The sequence below is a fragment of the Streptomyces sp. NPDC023481 genome (genome assembly GCF_055560195.1).
In genome coordinates this window covers 42,663-59,503 of record NZ_JBVHJE010000005.1, presented here as the reverse complement: position 1 = coordinate 59,503, position 16,841 = coordinate 42,663, and the positions used below count along the sequence as shown (strand labels likewise).

General features: G+C 72.0%; 15 protein-coding genes. 7 read left to right on the top strand and 8 right to left on the bottom strand.

What is annotated here, in order from left to right:
- Positions 1 to 129 precede the first annotated feature (129 nt).
- From ACZ3ZD_RS12655 to ACZ3ZD_RS12640, 4 genes are all read left to right on the top strand, one after another.
- Positions 130 to 1,248 (top strand): abortive phage infection protein, encoded by a 1,119-nt coding sequence (locus ACZ3ZD_RS12655; RefSeq protein ID WP_467395943.1) that lies wholly within the window; start codon positions 130 to 132, stop codon positions 1,246 to 1,248.
- Between the two features lie 105 nt (positions 1,249 to 1,353).
- A complete protein-coding gene (locus ACZ3ZD_RS12650; protein ID WP_467395941.1) occupies positions 1,354 to 1,791 on the top strand; it encodes a Fur family transcriptional regulator in 438 nt (145 codons plus the stop codon).
- A gap of 33 nt (positions 1,792 to 1,824) precedes the next feature.
- Entirely contained in the window at positions 1,825 to 4,050 is a 2,226-nt protein-coding gene (gene katG / locus ACZ3ZD_RS12645) for a catalase/peroxidase HPI (RefSeq protein WP_467395939.1), read from the top strand.
- A gap of 255 nt (positions 4,051 to 4,305) precedes the next feature.
- Positions 4,306 to 5,493 carry a right-handed parallel beta-helix repeat-containing protein gene (locus tag ACZ3ZD_RS12640; protein ID WP_467395937.1) on the top strand — a complete coding sequence of 396 codons (1,188 nt, stop codon included), beginning with the start codon at positions 4,306 to 4,308 and terminating at the stop codon, positions 5,491 to 5,493.
- A 61-nt stretch (positions 5,494 to 5,554) separates the two neighbouring features.
- Here the strand turns inward: ACZ3ZD_RS12640 and ACZ3ZD_RS12635 are convergent, their stop codons facing one another.
- Positions 5,555 to 7,564, bottom strand: a complete 2,010-nt coding sequence (locus tag ACZ3ZD_RS12635; protein WP_467395935.1) for a glycoside hydrolase — start codon at positions 7,562 to 7,564, stop codon at positions 5,555 to 5,557.
- A 207-nt stretch (positions 7,565 to 7,771) separates the two neighbouring features.
- Positions 7,772 to 8,500, bottom strand: coding sequence for a hypothetical protein (locus ACZ3ZD_RS12630; RefSeq protein ID WP_467395933.1), 729 nt, complete (start codon positions 8,498 to 8,500; stop codon positions 7,772 to 7,774).
- Between the two features lie 484 nt (positions 8,501 to 8,984).
- On the opposite strand from ACZ3ZD_RS12630, the gene ACZ3ZD_RS12625 reads away from it, so the two are divergent.
- Together ACZ3ZD_RS12625 and ACZ3ZD_RS12620 are read left to right on the top strand one after the other, a co-directional pair.
- Positions 8,985 to 9,167 carry a hypothetical protein gene (locus ACZ3ZD_RS12625; RefSeq protein WP_467395931.1) on the top strand — a complete coding sequence of 61 codons (183 nt, stop codon included), beginning with the start codon at positions 8,985 to 8,987 and terminating at the stop codon, positions 9,165 to 9,167.
- A 79-nt stretch (positions 9,168 to 9,246) separates the two neighbouring features.
- Positions 9,247 to 10,137 carry an SDR family oxidoreductase gene (locus tag ACZ3ZD_RS12620; protein WP_467395929.1) on the top strand — a complete coding sequence of 297 codons (891 nt, stop codon included), beginning with the start codon at positions 9,247 to 9,249 and terminating at the stop codon, positions 10,135 to 10,137.
- Between the two features lie 25 nt (positions 10,138 to 10,162).
- Here ACZ3ZD_RS12620 and ACZ3ZD_RS12615 read toward each other — a convergent pair whose 3' ends face one another.
- The 4 genes from ACZ3ZD_RS12615 to ACZ3ZD_RS12600 all read right to left on the bottom strand — a co-directional run bounded on the left by ACZ3ZD_RS12615 (position 10,163) and on the right by ACZ3ZD_RS12600 (position 13,255).
- A complete protein-coding gene (locus ACZ3ZD_RS12615) occupies positions 10,163 to 11,239 on the bottom strand; it encodes a phosphotransferase (protein WP_467395927.1) in 1,077 nt (358 codons plus the stop codon).
- Positions 11,240 to 11,343: 104 nt separating this feature from the next.
- Positions 11,344 to 11,934, bottom strand: coding sequence for a 2'-5' RNA ligase family protein (locus ACZ3ZD_RS12610; RefSeq protein ID WP_467395926.1), 591 nt, complete (start codon positions 11,932 to 11,934; stop codon positions 11,344 to 11,346).
- A 67-nt stretch (positions 11,935 to 12,001) separates the two neighbouring features.
- Entirely contained in the window at positions 12,002 to 12,772 is a 771-nt protein-coding gene (locus ACZ3ZD_RS12605) for a polysaccharide deacetylase family protein (protein ID WP_467396495.1), read from the bottom strand.
- A gap of 327 nt (positions 12,773 to 13,099) precedes the next feature.
- Complete coding sequence (locus ACZ3ZD_RS12600; RefSeq protein ID WP_467395924.1) at positions 13,100 to 13,255, bottom strand: DUF6131 family protein; 156 nt, start codon at positions 13,253 to 13,255, stop codon at positions 13,100 to 13,102.
- 322 nt (positions 13,256 to 13,577) lie between these two features.
- Here ACZ3ZD_RS12600 and ACZ3ZD_RS12595 point away from each other — a divergent pair, with 322 nt between their 5' ends.
- Complete coding sequence (locus tag ACZ3ZD_RS12595) at positions 13,578 to 14,450, top strand: SGNH/GDSL hydrolase family protein (protein ID WP_467395922.1); 873 nt, start codon at positions 13,578 to 13,580, stop codon at positions 14,448 to 14,450.
- Between the two features lie 42 nt (positions 14,451 to 14,492).
- Here the strand turns inward: ACZ3ZD_RS12595 and ACZ3ZD_RS12590 are convergent, their stop codons facing one another.
- Together ACZ3ZD_RS12590 and uppS are read right to left on the bottom strand one after the other, a co-directional pair.
- Entirely contained in the window at positions 14,493 to 15,908 is a 1,416-nt protein-coding gene (locus tag ACZ3ZD_RS12590) for an oxygenase MpaB family protein (RefSeq protein WP_467395920.1), read from the bottom strand.
- The gene (uppS, locus tag ACZ3ZD_RS12585; protein WP_467395918.1) at positions 15,905 to 16,657 is read right to left on the bottom strand and encodes a polyprenyl diphosphate synthase; all 753 of its coding nucleotides are present in this window, start codon (positions 16,655 to 16,657) and stop codon (positions 15,905 to 15,907) included. Before uppS ends, ACZ3ZD_RS12590 begins: the two co-directional genes overlap by 4 nt.
- Positions 16,658 to 16,841: the final 184 nt, after the last annotated feature.

The window sequence follows — 16,841 nt, the reverse complement described above, 5'->3', positions numbered from 1 at the left end:
CGCCGCGAATGTCCGTTTCACGGTGCTCCTTCCGGCCGCGACTTTCGGCGGGGGATTCCCGCCCTTCGGCCCCGCTCCGTAGACCGTCGGCGGACGCCGCCCGCCAGGTCGGCCCGGCAGGGTGACCGTATGGAGAAGACCAAGGGGATCAAGCGGGCACAGTTCCTGGCCGGCCTGGCGTCCGCGGGGCTCGCCACGGCCGTGCTGCCCTCGGGGCCGGCGCGGGCCGCGCAGCGAGGACTGCGCCACCACGGGGTCGTCTACACCGTGGGGGAGGGCGAGACACCGGGTACGGCCTTCAGCGCGGCCCGGATGCGCGAGGACATGCGGGTCATCCGGGACGAGCTGGGCGCCGACACCGTCGACGTGACGGGCGACGGCGTGGAACGACTCACGGCCACCGCCGCCGAGGCGGCCGAACGGGGCCTGCGCGTCTGGCTCCAGCCGACCCTCGGCGACGTGCCCGAGCGGGACATCCTGGAACACCTCGCCGAAACCGGCCGGTTCGCGGAACGGCTGCGCCGGCAGGGAGCCGCGGTGGACCTGAGCGTCGGCTGCGAGTTCTGGCTGTTCGTGCCGGGAATCGTGCCCGGCGACACGGCCCTCGAACGCGTCCGGAACCTGCTCGCCGGCCGGGTGGACCCCGTCGCGATGCAACGCCGCCTGGACCGCTTCACGGCGAAGGCCGCCGGGGTCGGGCGGTCCGTCTTCGGCGGCCGGCTCAGCTATGCCGCCGCCCAGGACGACCAGGTCGACTGGCGCCTGTTCGACATCGTGGGCATCGACTACTACGCCTACTTCCCCGACCCGGCCGACCACGTACGGGAGTTGAGCCGCTATCTGCGGTGGGGCAGGCCCCTGGCCATCACCGAGTTCGGCACCTGCGCCTATGTCGGGGCGCCCGAGGCCGGCGGGATGGCCTGGGACGTCGTCGACTACGACAAGAAGCCCGAGGAGATCAAGGGCCACCTGGTCCGCAGCGAGCGCACCCAGGCGGCGTACCTCACGCGCCTCCTCGACGTGTTCACCTCCATGGGGCTGTACGCGGCGATGGCCTTCGAGTTCGTGACCCCCGACGCCCCGCACCGCCCGGACGACCCCCGGCACGACCTCGACATGGCGAGCTACGCCCTCACCAGAACCGTCAAGGACCACCCGGACGACCCGGACTCCGACTGGCACTGGGAACCGAAGCAGGCCTTCCACGCCCTGGCCCGCCGCTACCGGGACGGCTCGGGGCACGCCTGAGCCCGGGCCGGGTCCCCCAGGCGTGCGGCAGCCCACGGCACGCGGCCAGAATTGCATCGTTCGTTTTCTTGAACCACTCGTGTTTATGGGGGTAGGTTCGCCCTCATGACCGCCTCCCCGAGCCCGACCACCGCCGAGGAACTGCGCGGTGCCGGCCTGCGCGTGACGGCAGCCCGCGTCGCGCTGCTGGAGACCGTCCGGGACGGCGACCACCTCGGCGTCGAGGCGATCGCCGCCGGAGTCCGCGATCGCGTGGGTCACATCTCCGTACAAGCCGTCTACGAGGCCCTGCACGCGCTCACCGCCGCGGGCCTCCTGCGCCGTATCGAACCGGCCGGCCATCCGGCCCGGTTCGAGGGGCGCGTGGGCGACAACCACCACCACATCGTCTGCCGGTCCTGCGGCACCGTCGCCGACGTCGACTGCGCCGTCGGCGACGCGCCCTGCCTGACCGCCGCGGACGACCGGGGCTTCGCCATCGACGAGGCCGAGGTCGTCTACTGGGGCCTGTGCCCCGACTGTTCCACCGGCCGCAGTTCCTGAGCACCGAGTTCCGCACAGTTCGGAAGGATTGCCATGACTGAGAACCACGACGCGATCGTCACAGACGCGAAGGCGGAGGAGGCCAGCGGCGGTTGCCCCGTCGCGCACGACCGGGCCCTGCACCCGACCCAGGGTGGCGGCAACCGCCAGTGGTGGCCGGAGCGACTCAACCTGAGGATCCTTGCCAAGAACCCGGCCGTGGCCAACCCCCTCGGCACGGAATTCGACTACGCGGAGGCCTTCAAGGCCCTGGACCTCGCCGCCGTGAAGCGGGACATCGCCGAGGTGCTCACCACGTCGCAGGACTGGTGGCCCGCCGACTTCGGCAACTACGGCCCCCTCATGATCCGTATGGCCTGGCACAGCGCGGGCACCTACCGCATCAGCGACGGCCGCGGCGGCGCCGGCGCCGGCCAGCAGCGCTTCGCGCCGCTCAACAGCTGGCCGGACAACGTCAACCTGGACAAGGCCCGCCGCCTGCTGTGGCCGGTGAAGAAGAAGTACGGCCAGAGCATCTCCTGGGCCGACCTCCTGATACTCACCGGCAACGTCGCCCTGGAGCAGATGGGCTTCGAGACCTTCGGCTTCGGTGGCGGCCGCGAGGACGTCTGGGAGGCCGAGGAGGACGTCTACTGGGGCCCCGAGACCAACTGGCTGGACGACAAGCGCTACACCGGCGACCGTGAGCTGGAGAGCCCGCTCGGCGCCGTCCAGATGGGCCTGATCTACGTCAACCCGGAGGGCCCGAACGGCAACCCGGACCCGATCGCCGCGGCCCGCGACATCCGTGAGACGTTCCGCCGCATGGCGATGAACGACGAGGAGACCGTCGCGCTCATCGCCGGCGGCCACACCTTCGGCAAGACGCACGGCGCGGGCCCGGCGGACCACGTCGGCGACGACCCCGAGGCCGCCTCGATGGAGGAGCAGGGCCTGGGCTGGCGCAGCACCCACGGCACCGGCAAGGGCGGCGACGCCATCACCTCCGGACTCGAGGTGACCTGGACCGCCACGCCCACCCGGTGGAGCAACGGGTTCTTCAAGAACCTCTTCGAGTTCGAGTACGAGCTGGAGCGCAGCCCGGCCGGCGCCCACCAGTGGGTGGCCAAGAACGCCCCGGAGATCATCCCGGACGCGCACGACCCGGCGAAGAAGCACCGCCCGCGGATGCTGACCACCGACCTGGCGCTGCGCTTCGACCCGATCTACGAGCCGATCTCCCGCCGGTTCTACGAGAACCCGGACGCGTTCGCGGACGCCTTCGCCCGCGCCTGGTACAAGCTGACCCACCGTGACATGGGCCCGAAGTCGCTGTACCTCGGCCCGGAGGTCCCGCAGGAGACCCTGCTGTGGCAGGACCCGCTGCCGGAGCGCGAGGGCGAGCTGATCGACGGGGCGGACATCGCCACCCTGAAGGCCACGCTGCTCGACTCGGGGCTGACGGTGTCCCAGCTGGTCGGCACCGCGTGGGCGTCCGCGTCCACCTTCCGCGTCAGCGACAAGCGGGGCGGCGCCAACGGCGCCCGTATCCGCCTCGCCCCGCAGCGCGGCTGGGAGGTCAACGACCCCGACCAGCTGGCGCAGGTGCTGCGCACCCTGGAGGGCGTGCAGCAGGAGTTCAACGCCTCCTCCGGCGCCAAGAAGGTGTCGCTGGCCGACCTCATCGTCCTCGGCGGCGCCGCCGGCGTGGAGAAGGCCGCGAAGGAGGCCGGCTTCGAGATCGAGGTGCCCTTCACCCCGGGCCGGGTCGACGCGACCGAGGAGCACACCGACGCCGAGTCCTTCGAGGCGCTGGAGCCGACCGCGGACGGCTTCCGCAACTACCTCGGCAAGGGCAACCGCCTGCCGGCCGAGTTCCTGCTGCTCGACAGGGCCAACCTGCTGAACCTGAGCGCCCCCGAGACGACGGTGCTCGTCGGCGGCCTGCGCGTCCTCGGCGCCAACCACCAGCAGTCCCAGCTCGGCGTCTTCACCAAGACGCCCGGCGTCCTCACGAACGACTTCTTCGTCAACCTGCTCGACCTGGGTACGACGTGGAAGGCGACCTCCGAGGACCAGACCACGTTCGAGGGCCGCGACGCCGCCACCGGCGAGGTCAAGTGGACCGGCAGCCGTGCCGACCTGGTCTTCGGCTCCAACTCCGAGCTGCGCGCGCTCGCCGAGGTGTACGCCTCCGACGACGCGAAGGAGAAGTTCGTCAAGGACTTCGTCGCCGCGTGGAGCAAGGTGATGGACGCGGACCGGTTCGACCTCCTCTGACCCTCCCGACACGCCGAAGACGCGCTGAACACGACGTCCGGGTCCGCCCTGCGGGGCAGACCCGGACGTTTCGCTGTCTCGGGGAGCCCGTCAGAGAGCCCGCGCTATTCACACATCTGAATAAAAATCATGTACGCGACGATTGACGTGGGCATGGCCTCTCCCTACTGTCGGGGCAGTCGCAAGAGAGAAAGCGCTTTCTCACCGCCTGCACCATGCCACAGCAGCACAGCCAACCCGCAGGGAGACAAGCCGATGCAACTGAGACCAGCCATCGCGTGTGCCGGTCTGCTCGCCGGCGCGGTCGTCGCGCTGTCCGGCACCACGGCCGGGGCCGCGTCCACGGCGGCGGCCGGCGCCGTGCTCTACGTGTCACCGAACGGCAGTGACGGCGCGGCCGGCACCCAGTCGGCCCCGACCACGCTCGCTTCGGCCATCAGCCGGATCACCCCCGGCGGCACGATCTACGTGCGCGGCGGGACGTACCGCTACTCCTCCACGATCACCATCCCGGCCGGAGCGAACGGCACCTCCAGCGCCCGCACCACGCTCTCCGCCTACCCCGGCGAGAAGCCCGTACTGGACTTCTCGGGGCAGAGCGAGGGTTCGTCCAACCGGGGCATCCAGCTGAACGCCGACTACTGGCGGTTGTACGGCCTGACCGTCGAGCACGCTGGCGACAACGGGATCTTCGTCGGCGGCAGCAACAACGTCGTGGAGCGCGTGGTGACCGCCTACAACCGGGACACCGGGCTCCAGTTGGGCCGGATCGCCTCGACCACGCCCAGCTCCCGGTGGCCGTCGAACAACCTGGTCGTCAGCTCCGAGTCGCACGACAACGCCGACTCCGACGGCGAGGACGCCGACGGCTTCGCCGCGAAGCTGACCACCGGGACCGGGAACGTCTTCCGCTACGACGTCTCGCACCACAACATCGACGACGGCTGGGACCTGTTCACCAAGAAGGACACCGGCGCCATCGGACCGGTCACCATCGAGTACTCGCTGTCCTACGGCAACGGCACGCTGAGCGACGGCACCGTCAACTCCAACGGCGACCGCAACGGCTACAAGCTCGGCGGCGACGACATCGCCGTGAACCACGTGGTCCAGCACAGCATCGCCTACAAGAACGGCCACCACGGGTTCACCTACAACAGCAACCCGGGCACGATGGCGATCTCCGGCAACGTCGCCGTCGACAACGCCGAGCGCAACTTCTCGTTCGACAAGGGCACCTCCGTGTTCCGCACGAACACCTCGTGCCGCTTCGCCGTCAGCGGCTCGAACGACAAGACCGTCGGCAACGCCGACAGCTCCAACCAGTTCTGGACCGGCACCAACGGATCCCGCTGCACCTCCTACGCGGGCGCCCTCGGCTGGTCCTTCGCCTCCGACGGCCACCTCGTGGTGACCTTCGGCGGGAAAGTCGTGAACCCGTAGGCGGTGCACGGGAGTCAAGGAAGCGGGACGCCGCTGCGGGCGGCGTCCCGCTTCCGGTCGTTCAGCAGGCGGAGTTGGTCTGCGTGAGCAGGCCCAGCCGCCACGGCAGACTGTTGTAGTCACCGCCCGCGTTCGGGTCCATGCCCTGGTAGAGGTACTGGAGCCGGCACGCGGGGATGGTCAGCGTCTGGTCGTATCCGGCGCGGATCATCTCGCCGTGGCTGATGTCCCTGGTCCAGGCGCCCGACGGGAAGGCCACATTGCTCGCCCGCGCGAAGGGGTTGTTCTCGGACGCGGCCAGCGGGCTCCAGGAGCCGGCGAGACTGCCGGAGGTCCAGGAGCGGAAGTAGCGCCGCCCGTCGGAACCGACCGCTTCCACGAGCATCAGATACTGGTTGCCGCCCTGGACCCGGTAGATGTTGCTCGCCTCGAACAGGGCGTACTTGTTGGAGTCCTGGGCGGCGATGACGGTGTTGGTGAACCCGTTCGGGAACTGGCCGACGGTGGTCTGCGAGCGGTAGAGGTGCCCGTTGTCGTCGGAGGAGAACAGGTAGCAGTTGGCGCTGTCGCAGATCACCCACATGTCGACCCAGTAGCCGTTGCCGATGTGCTGCTTGATGACGTCCGGCATCGAGGCGTAGAAGTTGCGCGGCGCGCTCCAGCCGTTCGGGTTGCTGATGTCCGCGTTGGTGGAGTACGACGCGTTGCCCGTCTGGTAGACGAGGTACCACAGCTTCTGCGGCGCGTAGTAGAACACCTGGGGCGCGGCCCGGTAGCCGCTGCCGATGGCCGTGCGGTCGAGGTAGTGGTGGGTGGCCGACCCCGCCTGGGACCAGTCGCTGAAGCTCAGGTAGACGAGGTTGTAGCCGGAGGAGCCGGCCACGCTGGCGAACACGTGCCACTTGCCGTTGTAGTAGACGACGGACGGGTCCTTGATCCCGGCGATGTTGTGGGTCGCGTCCGGCTTCGGCGCGATCAGCTGCTTGCTGGAGGACCAGGTGAAGCTCGACGGCAGCGCGGCCGCGGCGGACGGGGCCGCCGGGGCGGCCGCCGCACCGCCGAGTGCGGACAGCACCGCGCCGTAGGCGGCCTTCTTGTTCCCGGCGCCGTCGAACAGCAGCGGGTTCTCCCCGCTGCGCCAGGAGTCGCTGTCACGGATGCCCCACACGGTGATGCCGGTGCAGCGCGCCACGTTCCGGCAGGCCCTGACCGTGTTCGCGTACGCGGTCGCCGGTGCCTGCGCGATGTCCAGCTCGGTGATCTGCACGTCCACGCCGAGGGCGGCGAAGTTCGCCAGCGTCGTCTGGTAGCTCGAGGGCGGCCCGGACGAGCCGAAGTGGCTCTGGAAGCCGACGCAGTCGATCGGCACGCCACGGGACTTGAAGTCGCGCACCATGCGGTACACGGCCTGGGTCTTGGCGTCCGACCAGTTCTCGATGTTGTAGTCGTTGTAGCAGAGCTTGGCCGCCGGGTCCGCCGAGCGGGCGGTGCGGAAGGCGTCCTCGATGTAGCCGTCGCCGAGGACGTTCTGGAAGACGGTGGCGCGCCGCGCGCCGCTGCCGCCGTCGGCGAACGCCTCGTTCACCACGTCCCAGGCGTACACCTTTCCCTTGAAGTGGTTCATTTCGGTGGTGATGTGATTGTGCATCACACTGCGCAGGGTGGTGGCGTCGGAGATCGAGCCGACCCAGCCGGGCAGCTGGGAGTGCCAGACCAGGGTGTGGCCCCGCACGCGCTGGCCGTGGGCGACTGCGTGGCTGACGATCTGGTCGGCGGCCGTGAAGGTGAACGAGCCCCGGGAGCGCTCCGTGGCGTCCCACTTCATCTCGTTCTCGGGCGTGACCGCGTTGAACTCCCGGTCCAGGATCGTGGTGTACGTCCCGTCGCCCAGCTTGCCGGCGGCCACCGCGGTGCCGAAGTACCGCCCGGACTGGGCGGCTTGGGCGCCGAGGGTACTCGCCTTGATCGGTGCGGGCCGGGCGTCGGCCGTACCGGTCACCGCGAGGGTGACGGCGGCGAACGCGCCCAGGAGGGAGGCCAGGCGCCGGCCGGGCCTTCGAGGACAGTTCATGGTTCTCCTCGTACGGTCGATCGTTGCGGGCGGGTGCGGTGGTGTCTTTCTGTCATGCGCATGACATAGCGGAATCACCGCCTGAGCAGCTGTTTGGTATACCGAACAGTGGTCGGCGTTCCGGATGCTCTGGATGATAGGAGGGGGTGACGGGTCGTCAATACCCCTCGCATCATTCGTGGTGCGGAGCGAAATGTTTCGGAGTCGTCAGCCGACCGGATCGGACGGGCGCACGGGGTGGGTCTCCAGGTCCGGCGCCGCCAGCAGGTCGGCGATCAGCTCCGGTGAGCCGCCGACGTAGGTGCCGGTCAGGTCCACGTCCGCGCCCAGGCACCAGGAGCGGTCCTGCGGCCACCACAGATCGGGAAGCTCGGCGAACTCGTCCAGGGACACCGGGGAGACGGCGTCGGTCAGCCGGCCGGCGAGCAGCACCTCGTCCCGGCCCGGCGTCTCGAACGTCGGGAACCGCTCCCAGTCCCAGCGGCCGTACCCGCTCCACAGCCCGAACCAGCACTCCTGCGGGGTCCCCGTGTGCCGGGCCAGCAGGGGCAGCAGCACCCGCGCGACCTCCGGCGGGGTCGGTCCCTCGTCGGGCCGCTCGTCCCACACCCCGGGCAGGCCCGGATCGGAGCGGTTGCCGTCGTCCTGCTCGGCGCGGATGACCTCGTGCCAGCGGGTGACCGGGGTGACCCGCGTGCCTTGGGCTGCGGCCACCGTGGACCAGCGCACCGGCCGCTCGTCGAGCCGTGCCGGGTGCAGGATCCGGGCGTACGCGGCGAAGCCGGGCGCCGCGACGCCCGCGACCGTGCCCATGGCGGCCGGCTCCGGCGCGTGGACGGTGAGCCAGTCGGCGGGGGAGAGGTCGTCGGCCCGCGCCCGCAACCGCCCGTACCACTCCGGAGCGGGGTCCTGGCGGATCAGGCGGAAGTCATGCACGCCCCACAGTATGCCGTGCGGGGCGGCGGGGACCGGGGCCCTGGCCTGCCGTTTCCCTCAGGGCCGGGGCGGCTGCGGGTGGGCTGCCGCAGGGGCGGGAGGTGACCTCCATGCCGAGTCCGGCCGGATCCGTGGAGTACCGGCCCCGGGCGCCGTGGTGGTGGTTGATTCTCGCCACTCGGGCCCGGCCTCCCACCCCAGGAGGTGCGCCAGGAACGCGGACTCCTGGTTGTCCCGGGCGTGGACGACGGCCAGGCGCCCTGACGGTGTCACCCACGGTGACCATCGCGTCGTGCCGTCGGCCGGCGCTGCGGGGGTGCCTGAGGTGCGGTTCCGGGCGGTATCCCGGGCCACTGACCGGAATCCGCCACCCCGGCGGGGACGGGTTTCCCAGTACCGGCAGTAACATGATCACCTTGTTCCGGGTGTACCAGTCAGTCAACTCGGCGCCGCTCCCTCGGCGCCGCCCTGCCCGGAGAAGTCGATGTCTTCTGTCAACGACGCGTTGGACAACGCGCGCTTCACCTACGAACAGCACATGCGGACGTGCCGCCAGTGCCATGCCGACGGAGCGCACTGTGCCGTGGCGAAGCACCTCCTGCGGATCTACAACCTCGCCCGCCGCGACCACCTGCGCGCCACCGGCCAGGACGCGCCGGGGGCTTGATCGGCACGAGCGCTTTTCGCCCGGCCAGAGGGGGGAACCCGGTCGTCTGTCCCGTTCCGCCGAGACGCAGGAGACCCCCGTGACGGACCCGCAGGGTGACCGGCCGAACCCGGTCACACAGCACGCCCGCCCCGACTTCCCCTCTCAGGACCAGCCGCATCCGGGCTGGACCGGCCCGATGGACCCGCCGCCCGACCACGGCGAGGAGTCGTACCGCGGCTCCGGCCGGCTCGACGGCCGCAAGACCGTGATCACGGGAGGGGACTCCGGCATCGGACGGGCGGTGGCGCTCGCCTTCGCCCGGGAGGGCGCCGATGTGCTCTTCACCCATCTCGCCGAGGAGGAGGACGACGCCCGCGAGACGGCCCGGCTGGTGGAGGAGGCGGGGCGCAAGGCGATCGCCGTGCCCTGCGACATCCGCGACGAGGCCGGCTGCCGGTCCCTGATCGAGCGCGCGGTCGCGGAGTTCGGCCGTATCGACGTCCTCGTGAACAACGCCGCCTACCAGATGTCCCAGCCGGACGGCATCGAGGCGATCACCACCGAGCAGTTCGACCGGGTGATGCGGACCAACCTGTACGGGATGTTCTGGCTGACCAAGTTCGCCGTACCGCACATCCCGGCCGGTGGCTGTGTCGTCAACAGCACGTCCGTGCAGGCCTACCAGCCCAGCCCGCACCTGCTGGACTACGCGATGACCAAGGGCGCGATCGTCACCTTCACCCACGGGCTGGCCCAGATGCTCGCCGAGCGCGGCATCCGGGTCAACGCGGTCGCACCGGGGCCGGTGTGGACGCCGCTGATCCCCGCGACCATGCCCGACACGGCGGAGTTCGGAAAGCAGAGCCCGCTCGGCCGCCCGGCCCAGCCCGCCGAACTGGCCCCCGCCTACGTCTACCTCGCCTCCCCCGAGGCGAGCTTCATCACCGGGGAGATCCTCAACGCGACCGGCGGCACCCCGCTGCCCTGACCCGCGCCGCCACCGCGTGCGGCGGTCAGCCGGCCCGGAACGGGGGCTCGCCCAGCAGCTCCAGCAGCCACGCGGCGCCCTGCGCGGCCCCCGGGTCGGCGCCGGACGCGTCGGAGAACATCCGGCCCCAGGAGGCGGCCCGGCCCAAGGCGCTCAGCCGCCAGGCGAGTTCGGCCGCGCGCCGCAGCTCCGCCGCGGTGCGGCCGTCTCCCGTCCACGGCTCCAGATAGGCGTCGAGCAGCCGGGGCAGCACCTGCGGCCCGTAGCGGTCACGGACCCGTTCGAGCGGGACGCGCAGGCTGCAGAACGGGTGGGAGACGGTGGCGTCGCCCCAGTCGAAGAAGGTGAACCGGCCCGGCGCCGGCCGGAACAACTGGCCGTCGTGGAGGTCGGCGTGGTCGAGGGTGTCCGGGACACCGGCGGACGCGAGCTGCGCGCACCAGTCCACGAGGCGGGGCCGCAGACCCGCCAGCCGGGCGCGTTCGTCCGGGGTCAGCGCGGAGTTCCCGGCGAGCAGCCCGTCGAACACCCCGGGCAGGTCGCGGGTCCGCGCGGCCGGCACCCCCAGCCGTTCGATCTCCTCCGCGTGCGGCACCAAGGCGCGCTGCACGCACGCGTACTGGCGCAGCAACGCCTCCCACTCGCGCGGCTCGACCGGCTCCCGGCCGAGCACGGCCCGGAACAGGTCGCCCCCGTCCGGCAGCAGCGCCCAGCCGCGCTCCGCTTCGACGGCCAGCGGACACAACACGTGCTCCGGCACCCAGCGGGCCAGCGCGGCGGTCAGCGGCCCCTCGAAGGCGCTGCCGGGCGGATTGGCCTTGAACCAGACGGCGGAGCGCGGCAGTTCGCCCGTCGGCCGAGGAGCGGTCGCCTCCCGTGTGCCGGCCGGCCGTACGGCGACGCCCGCCGTCACCGGCACCCGGATCAGCACCGACCACGGCCGGAGCCGTACCTGGAGGGCGCCGGACGCGCGCAGGCCGTGGGTGACGAGGTGGGCGGCCACCCAGTCGAGGGCCGCGGCGCGCCAGGACTCCCGTTCCCACGGGGTCACCGCATCCGGGTACCGGCCCCGGTCCACGACCGTCGTGTCATCGTCTCGCATCGGCCCATCCCAGCATCGCGGCAGGCGACCCGGCCAGCGGTTTTCCCCGCCGGAGGGCGCCCCACCCCGAGCCCGGGAAGAGCCCGCGCCGCCCCCGCGTACGACTACGGCAGCCGGATCTCACCCGTGCCCAGGGTGATCACGGCACGGGGACGCATGGGCTCCTGGCCGCGCCGGGACAGCAGGACCACCTCCCCGACCACCGCCGACAGCGCGCCCAGCCGGACGGCGCACTCGGCGGCCAGTCGCTTCGGGTCCTGCGTGCGGCCGAGGGACAGATGCGGGGTGAAACGCCCCCCGCGCCCCCGGCAGAGCGGGAACCGCAGCTCCAGTTCCCGGTGCAGCCGGGACCAGGGCGCCGGGCCCGCCGCGGCCGGGTCGAGCCACACCGTCGCGTGGTGCCGGTGCCGGAACCAGCGCACACCGGCAAGGCGCGCAGGGAACGCCGTACACCGTGCCGCCCCTGCGGCGAGCAGCGGTACGGCCCGCTCGAACTCCTCCTCCGGTACGAAGCCGAACAGCAGGTTCACGTGCGGCGGCCAGCGCCGTACCTGCGGATCGTGCTCCCAGCGGATCTCCTGGACCGCCGGCCACAGCTCCGGCGGCGGCAGCCAGGCCACCGCGGTCCGAGCCGTCGGCGCCACCTCCAGCGCGTCCATCGGCTCGGCCCCGCCGTACACCGGACACCCGTCCACACGCCCATGGTCCCAGGCGCCGCCACACGGCTCAGGGCATCCGAGGGCGGGTCCGGGCCGCCCGCGGTCAGCGCACCGGGAAGCCGAACGCGTACCCCTGCTGCTTCAGCCAGGGCAGGAGGGTGCGCAGGGCCACCACCGTCTGGGAGCGGTCGCCGCCCGCGTCGTGGAAGAGGAGCGTGGGCCCGTTGGCCAGTTCGCCCTTGACAGTCGTGATGATCGCGGCGCTGCCCGGCCGCTCGAAGTCCTTCGAGTCGACGTTCCACCCCAGCGGCCGCATCCCGTGCGAGGCCGCCAGTTTCCGGCTGTACGGGGTGAAGGCGCCGCCCGGGGCGCGGTAGTACAGCGGGCGGACGCCCCCGGACGCCTTGGTGATCTGGCGCTCCGCGTCGACTATCTGCCGCGCCTGGTAGGACTCGGGCTTGGAGTCCATGGTGGTGTCGTGGGACACGGTGTGGTCGCACAGCCGGTGCCCGGCGGCCACCACCTGCCTGACCAGATCCGGGTGCGCCTGGGCCTGGGGGCCGATCATGCAGAACGTGGCCTTCGCACCGTTGTCCCGCAGCACGCGCAGCACCTGCGGGGTCCAGACCGGGTCGGGGCCGTCGTCGATGGTGATGTTGACGGCGTGGCCGCCCCGGTCGGATGCGTGGGCGATGACCGCGGACACGGGTGCCGTCTTCGGCGCGGCGGGCCGGGCGGCCCCCGGTGCGGCGGACCCGCCGCCGCTCTGGCCGGCCTGCGCGGTCCACACCGAGGTGGCGGCGGCCACCGCCGTGACCCCGACCGCCGCCGCGATCACCCGGCCGTACCATCCCCGTCCGCCATGCCGCGCCATGTCCGTCCCGCCCCCTGCCGTGTCTGCCTTCGCCGTGCCGATGTGCTTCGGCACCTGGCAGGACGGTGACGGTCGGGCAGGGGATCCCGCTGTTACGGATCACGGACAATTCCGCGGCGCTTCCGCGACAGTCGACGGCAGCGGCCGTACGGGCGCGGGGAGTCGGGGAGGCGGCGCGCCATCCCGGGAGGCGCGAGGTGCAAAGGCGGCGCGCCATCGCGGCGCGCGGGTACGGCCCGCCGGAGTTTCCTCCGGCGGGCCGTGGCTCGGTTCCTGCCGCGGCGGGCGCCGAGGTCGGCGCCCGCCGGGAGGATCAGTTGTCGCCGCTCACCAATAGTGTCGCCGTCCGGCGACCGCGTGGCCCATGGCTCCCATGATCCACAGGATGGCTCCCACCACCAGCAGGATCACGCCGATGGTCCACAGGATCGATATGCCTGTGACGAAGCCGATGATGAGCAGAATGACGCCGAGGGCGATCATGACGTGCCTCCAGCCGGTGATGGTGGTGCTCCTGCCCTTCGTGTTCCCCGGATTCCGGCGGAATATCAGGCCGTCGGACTTTCGGAAGTTCTGTCGGCAAGGTTGACTCCGCGGTACGGCGGCCTCACATTACCTAGCGGTAGCAACCGGCGGTAACACCGCCGTAGCCGCGGCCGGCGCCCCCCGGCCGCCCCGCACTCCCCACCCGCTCGACACACCCCCCTGCGCTCGATCGAGCCGCCCCGTTTCCGTGATCCACCACCCCCACGGCACCGCCGTGCCCGGCTGTCCCGTGTCCCCACCCGGGAAGGGAGAGCACCACATGCCCCTGCCTGCCCTGCGCCGCGTCCTCACCGCGGCCTCCGCCGCCGTCGGTGCGCTGGCCCTCGGCCTCGCCACGGCCCCCGCCCAGGCCACGACACCCCTGAACTACGCCGCCCTGGGCGACAGTTACAGCGCCGCCTCGGGGGTCCTCCCCGTCGACCTCACCAGCCCGCTGTGCCTGCGCTCCACGGCGAACTACCCCCACGTCATCGCCGCCCGGGCGGCGGCCCGCCTGACGGACGTCACCTGCGGTGCCGCCCAGACCAAGGACTTCACCGAGGCCCAGTACCCCGGCGTCGCCCCGCAGACGGACGCGGTCACCGCCGACACCGGCCTGGTCACCCTGACGATCGGCGGCAACGACAACGGCACCTTCATCAACGCCGTCGTCGCCTGCGGCACCGCGGGCGTCCTCAGCGGCGGCCGGGGCAGCCCGTGCAAGGACCGGTACGGGACGTCCTTCGACGACCAGATCGACGCCACCACCTACCCGGCGCTGGAGTCCGCCCTGCGCAGTGTCCGCGCCAAGGCGCCCCGGGCCCGGGTGGCGGTGCTCGGCTACCCGTGGATCACGCCGGCCACGGCCGATCCGTCCTGCTTCGTCAGACTGCCGGTCGCCACCGGGGACGTGCCGTACCTGCACGCTCTCCAGGCGCACCTCAACGCCGTGGTCCGACGCGCCGCCGAGGAGACGGGGGCCACGTACGTCGACTTCGCCGGGGCCTCCGCCGGGCACGACGCCTGCCAGCCGGTCGGCACCCGGTGGATCGAGCCGCTGCTGTTCGGGCAGAACGTGGTCCCGGTCCACCCGAACGCCCTCGGCGAGCGGCGCATGGCCGAGCACACCCTGAGCGTCCTCGGCCTCGGCTGACCGCACACCACCGCACCGGTGCCGCTCACGCGCCGGTCCCGGTCACGCGTCGGCGAGCAGCGGGTCGTAGGGCGTCGAACGCTCCCGGCCCGACATGAACGCCAGGAAGTCCCGTACGAACGCCGCCCGCGTGTACGTGCCGTCCGCGCCCGGCACGTCCCGGCGGAACCCGGTACGGAACAGCGCCCGGTACTCGTCCACGTCGAGGCGCTGGTCGCCGTTCGCGTCGGTGACGTCGAAGAGCACCTCGGCGACCCTGATCAGCGCGGGACCGGCGAGGGACGGCACGGCCGCCGCGTACTCCGGGGCGCTGACCCGGCCGTCCCCGTCGGTGTCGAGAGCCGCCTGCAACTCCCGCCACCAGGCGGCGAAGGCGTCGTAGAGCCGCGTCTCCTCCGGCTCGTCCAGGTCGAGGCGCCCGGCGATCTCGCGGGCCATGGCGGCGAGGTCGGGCCAGTCCAGGTAGCCGTCCCCGGTCTGGTCCAGCACCTGCGTGAAGAACTCCTCCGCGCTGCGCCGCGCCACGGCTGCCGCGCCCGCTCCGGTGTCCGGCTCCGGTGGGAGCGGGGCCAGCAACCGGACCAGCGCCCCGGCCCGCCTCAACCGGTCCCGCAGCGCGCCGATCGTCCGGGCCCGGGGATCGTCGCTGTCGGGGGAGAGGGAGAGCAGGTCGATGACGGCCTCGGGCCTCACCCAGCCGTCCGGGAGGAACCGGGCGAGGCCCGCTCCCAGGTAGACGCCCTGCATCAGGGTCTGCGCGCCGGGCAGTTCGGGCAGCCCCGCCCGCCTGCGGAACGACTCCGGAAGGGACGCCACCGTGACCGCGCCCAGCAGCGGACCGGCGACCGCCCGGCCGGCCGCCCACAGGGTGGGCACGCCGTGCAGCAGCGGCGGGGCCGGCAGATGGTCGAGGAGCCGGTAGAGGATGATCCGCATCGCCTCCGTGTTCTCCAGCTCCTCCTCGACCACCCGGTCGTAGTACGGCCAGAACTCCGCCACTGTGGACGGCAGTCGGCCGGCATCGCCGTCGATGGCGGCGAGGTACGCCCGGAACGCGGCGTACAGCCGCTCCAAGCCGTCCTGCCCCAGCGGCTGCCCGCTCATCCGGCACATGGTGACGCTGCTCTCGAACAGCGTCGCGACCACCCAGGCCCGCACCGCGGGATCCAGCGCGTCGTAAGGGCGTTGGCGCGCGTCGGTGCCCTTCAGCCGGGCGTGCAGCCGGTTGAGCCGCGCCGCCTCCCTGCGCCGCACCTCCTCGTCGGCGCCGAACATGCGCTGGAGACTGACGACCGTGTTGCGCAGCCGGCGCCACGGGTGGGTCACGAACGTCGAGCTGTCGAGCAGGGCCGCGCCGACCTGCGGGTGCGCGGCTTCCAGGACGGTCGCCCGGATGATGGCCGGCGCCCAGCGCGGATCGTGGAAGAACTCCTGGTACTGGTTGCCCGTGTCGGTCACGCTGGTCGGTCTCCGTTCGCGTTCGGCCGCACGCCGCCGAAGCGGCGGTCGCGCTGCTGATAGGTGTGCAGGCACTCCAGGAAGTGGGTCGCCCGGAAGTCGGGCCACAGCACCGGCGGGAACATCCACTCCGCGTAGGCGACCTGCCAGAGCATGAAGTTGGAGATGCGCTGCTCCCCGGAGGTGCGGATGACGAGGTCCACGTCGGGTGTGTCGGGAAAGGGCAGGTGCGCGGCGAAGCTGCGCTCGTCCACGGACTCGGCCGGCACGCCGCTGCGGATCAGGGACCGCGCCGCCGCCACGATGTCGCTGCGCCCGCCGTGGTCGAACGCGACGGTCAGCGTCATGCCCCGGTTCTCCCCGGTCAGCGTCATCAGATCGGCGAAGTCCCGGGCCAGCGCGGGCGGAATCCGCGGATCCGCCACTCCGAGGAACCGGCAGCGGATCCCGCGCGCGTGCAGCAGCGGGGCGTGCTTGCGTACCACGCGGCGCACCAGCCGCATCAGGAAGTCGACCTCCGTGCTGGGGCGTTGCCAGTTCTCGGTGGAGAAGGCGTACAGGCTCAGCCACTGCACGCCGGTCGCCCGTGCCGCCTCGATGACGTCGATCACCGTCGTCTCCGCCGCGCGGTGACCCGACGTACGCGGCAGCGACCGCCGTGCCGCCCAGCGTCCGTTGCCGTCCATCACGCAGGCCACGTGCCGCGGCACCCTGCCGACGGCACCGCCGGCGGCCTCCCCAACCGTCATGCCCCTGCTCCCCCCACGGCCACGAGCGCACCCCCGCGTCCCGCGCCCAGGTTGTCAGCCCCCGCCCCGGGAGACGGCGCGTCCGCCCCGCATTCACCCTTAGTACGCGCGTTCGACGAGGACATTTCCCCACCGGCCCCGGGGGTTCGCCTCCGGACGCCCGCTGGTGCTCGCCCCCGTCCCT

Excerpts from the sequence above, each read along its gene's own strand:
- uppS (WP_467395918.1), bottom strand. The coding sequence starts at position 16,657 with ATGACGGTTGGGGAGGCCGCCGGCGGTGCCGTCGGCAGGGTGCCGCGG.
- ACZ3ZD_RS12640 (WP_467395937.1), top strand. The coding sequence starts at position 4,306 with ATGCAACTGAGACCAGCCATCGCGTGTGCCGGTCTGCTCGCCGGCGCG.
- ACZ3ZD_RS12650 (WP_467395941.1), top strand. The coding sequence starts at position 1,354 with ATGACCGCCTCCCCGAGCCCGACCACCGCCGAGGAACTGCGCGGTGCC.
- ACZ3ZD_RS12615 (WP_467395927.1), bottom strand. The coding sequence starts at position 11,239 with ATGCGAGACGATGACACGACGGTCGTGGACCGGGGCCGGTACCCGGAT.
- ACZ3ZD_RS12595 (WP_467395922.1), top strand. The coding sequence starts at position 13,578 with ATGCCCCTGCCTGCCCTGCGCCGCGTCCTCACCGCGGCCTCCGCCGCC.
- ACZ3ZD_RS12600 (WP_467395924.1), bottom strand. The coding sequence starts at position 13,255 with ATGATCGCCCTCGGCGTCATTCTGCTCATCATCGGCTTCGTCACAGGC.
- ACZ3ZD_RS12635 (WP_467395935.1), bottom strand. The coding sequence starts at position 7,564 with ATGAACTGTCCTCGAAGGCCCGGCCGGCGCCTGGCCTCCCTCCTGGGC.
- ACZ3ZD_RS12605 (WP_467396495.1), bottom strand. The coding sequence starts at position 12,772 with ATGGCGCGGCATGGCGGACGGGGATGGTACGGCCGGGTGATCGCGGCG.
- ACZ3ZD_RS12625 (WP_467395931.1), top strand. The coding sequence starts at position 8,985 with ATGTCTTCTGTCAACGACGCGTTGGACAACGCGCGCTTCACCTACGAA.
- ACZ3ZD_RS12655 (WP_467395943.1), top strand. The coding sequence starts at position 130 with ATGGAGAAGACCAAGGGGATCAAGCGGGCACAGTTCCTGGCCGGCCTG.
- katG (WP_467395939.1), top strand. The coding sequence starts at position 1,825 with ATGACTGAGAACCACGACGCGATCGTCACAGACGCGAAGGCGGAGGAG.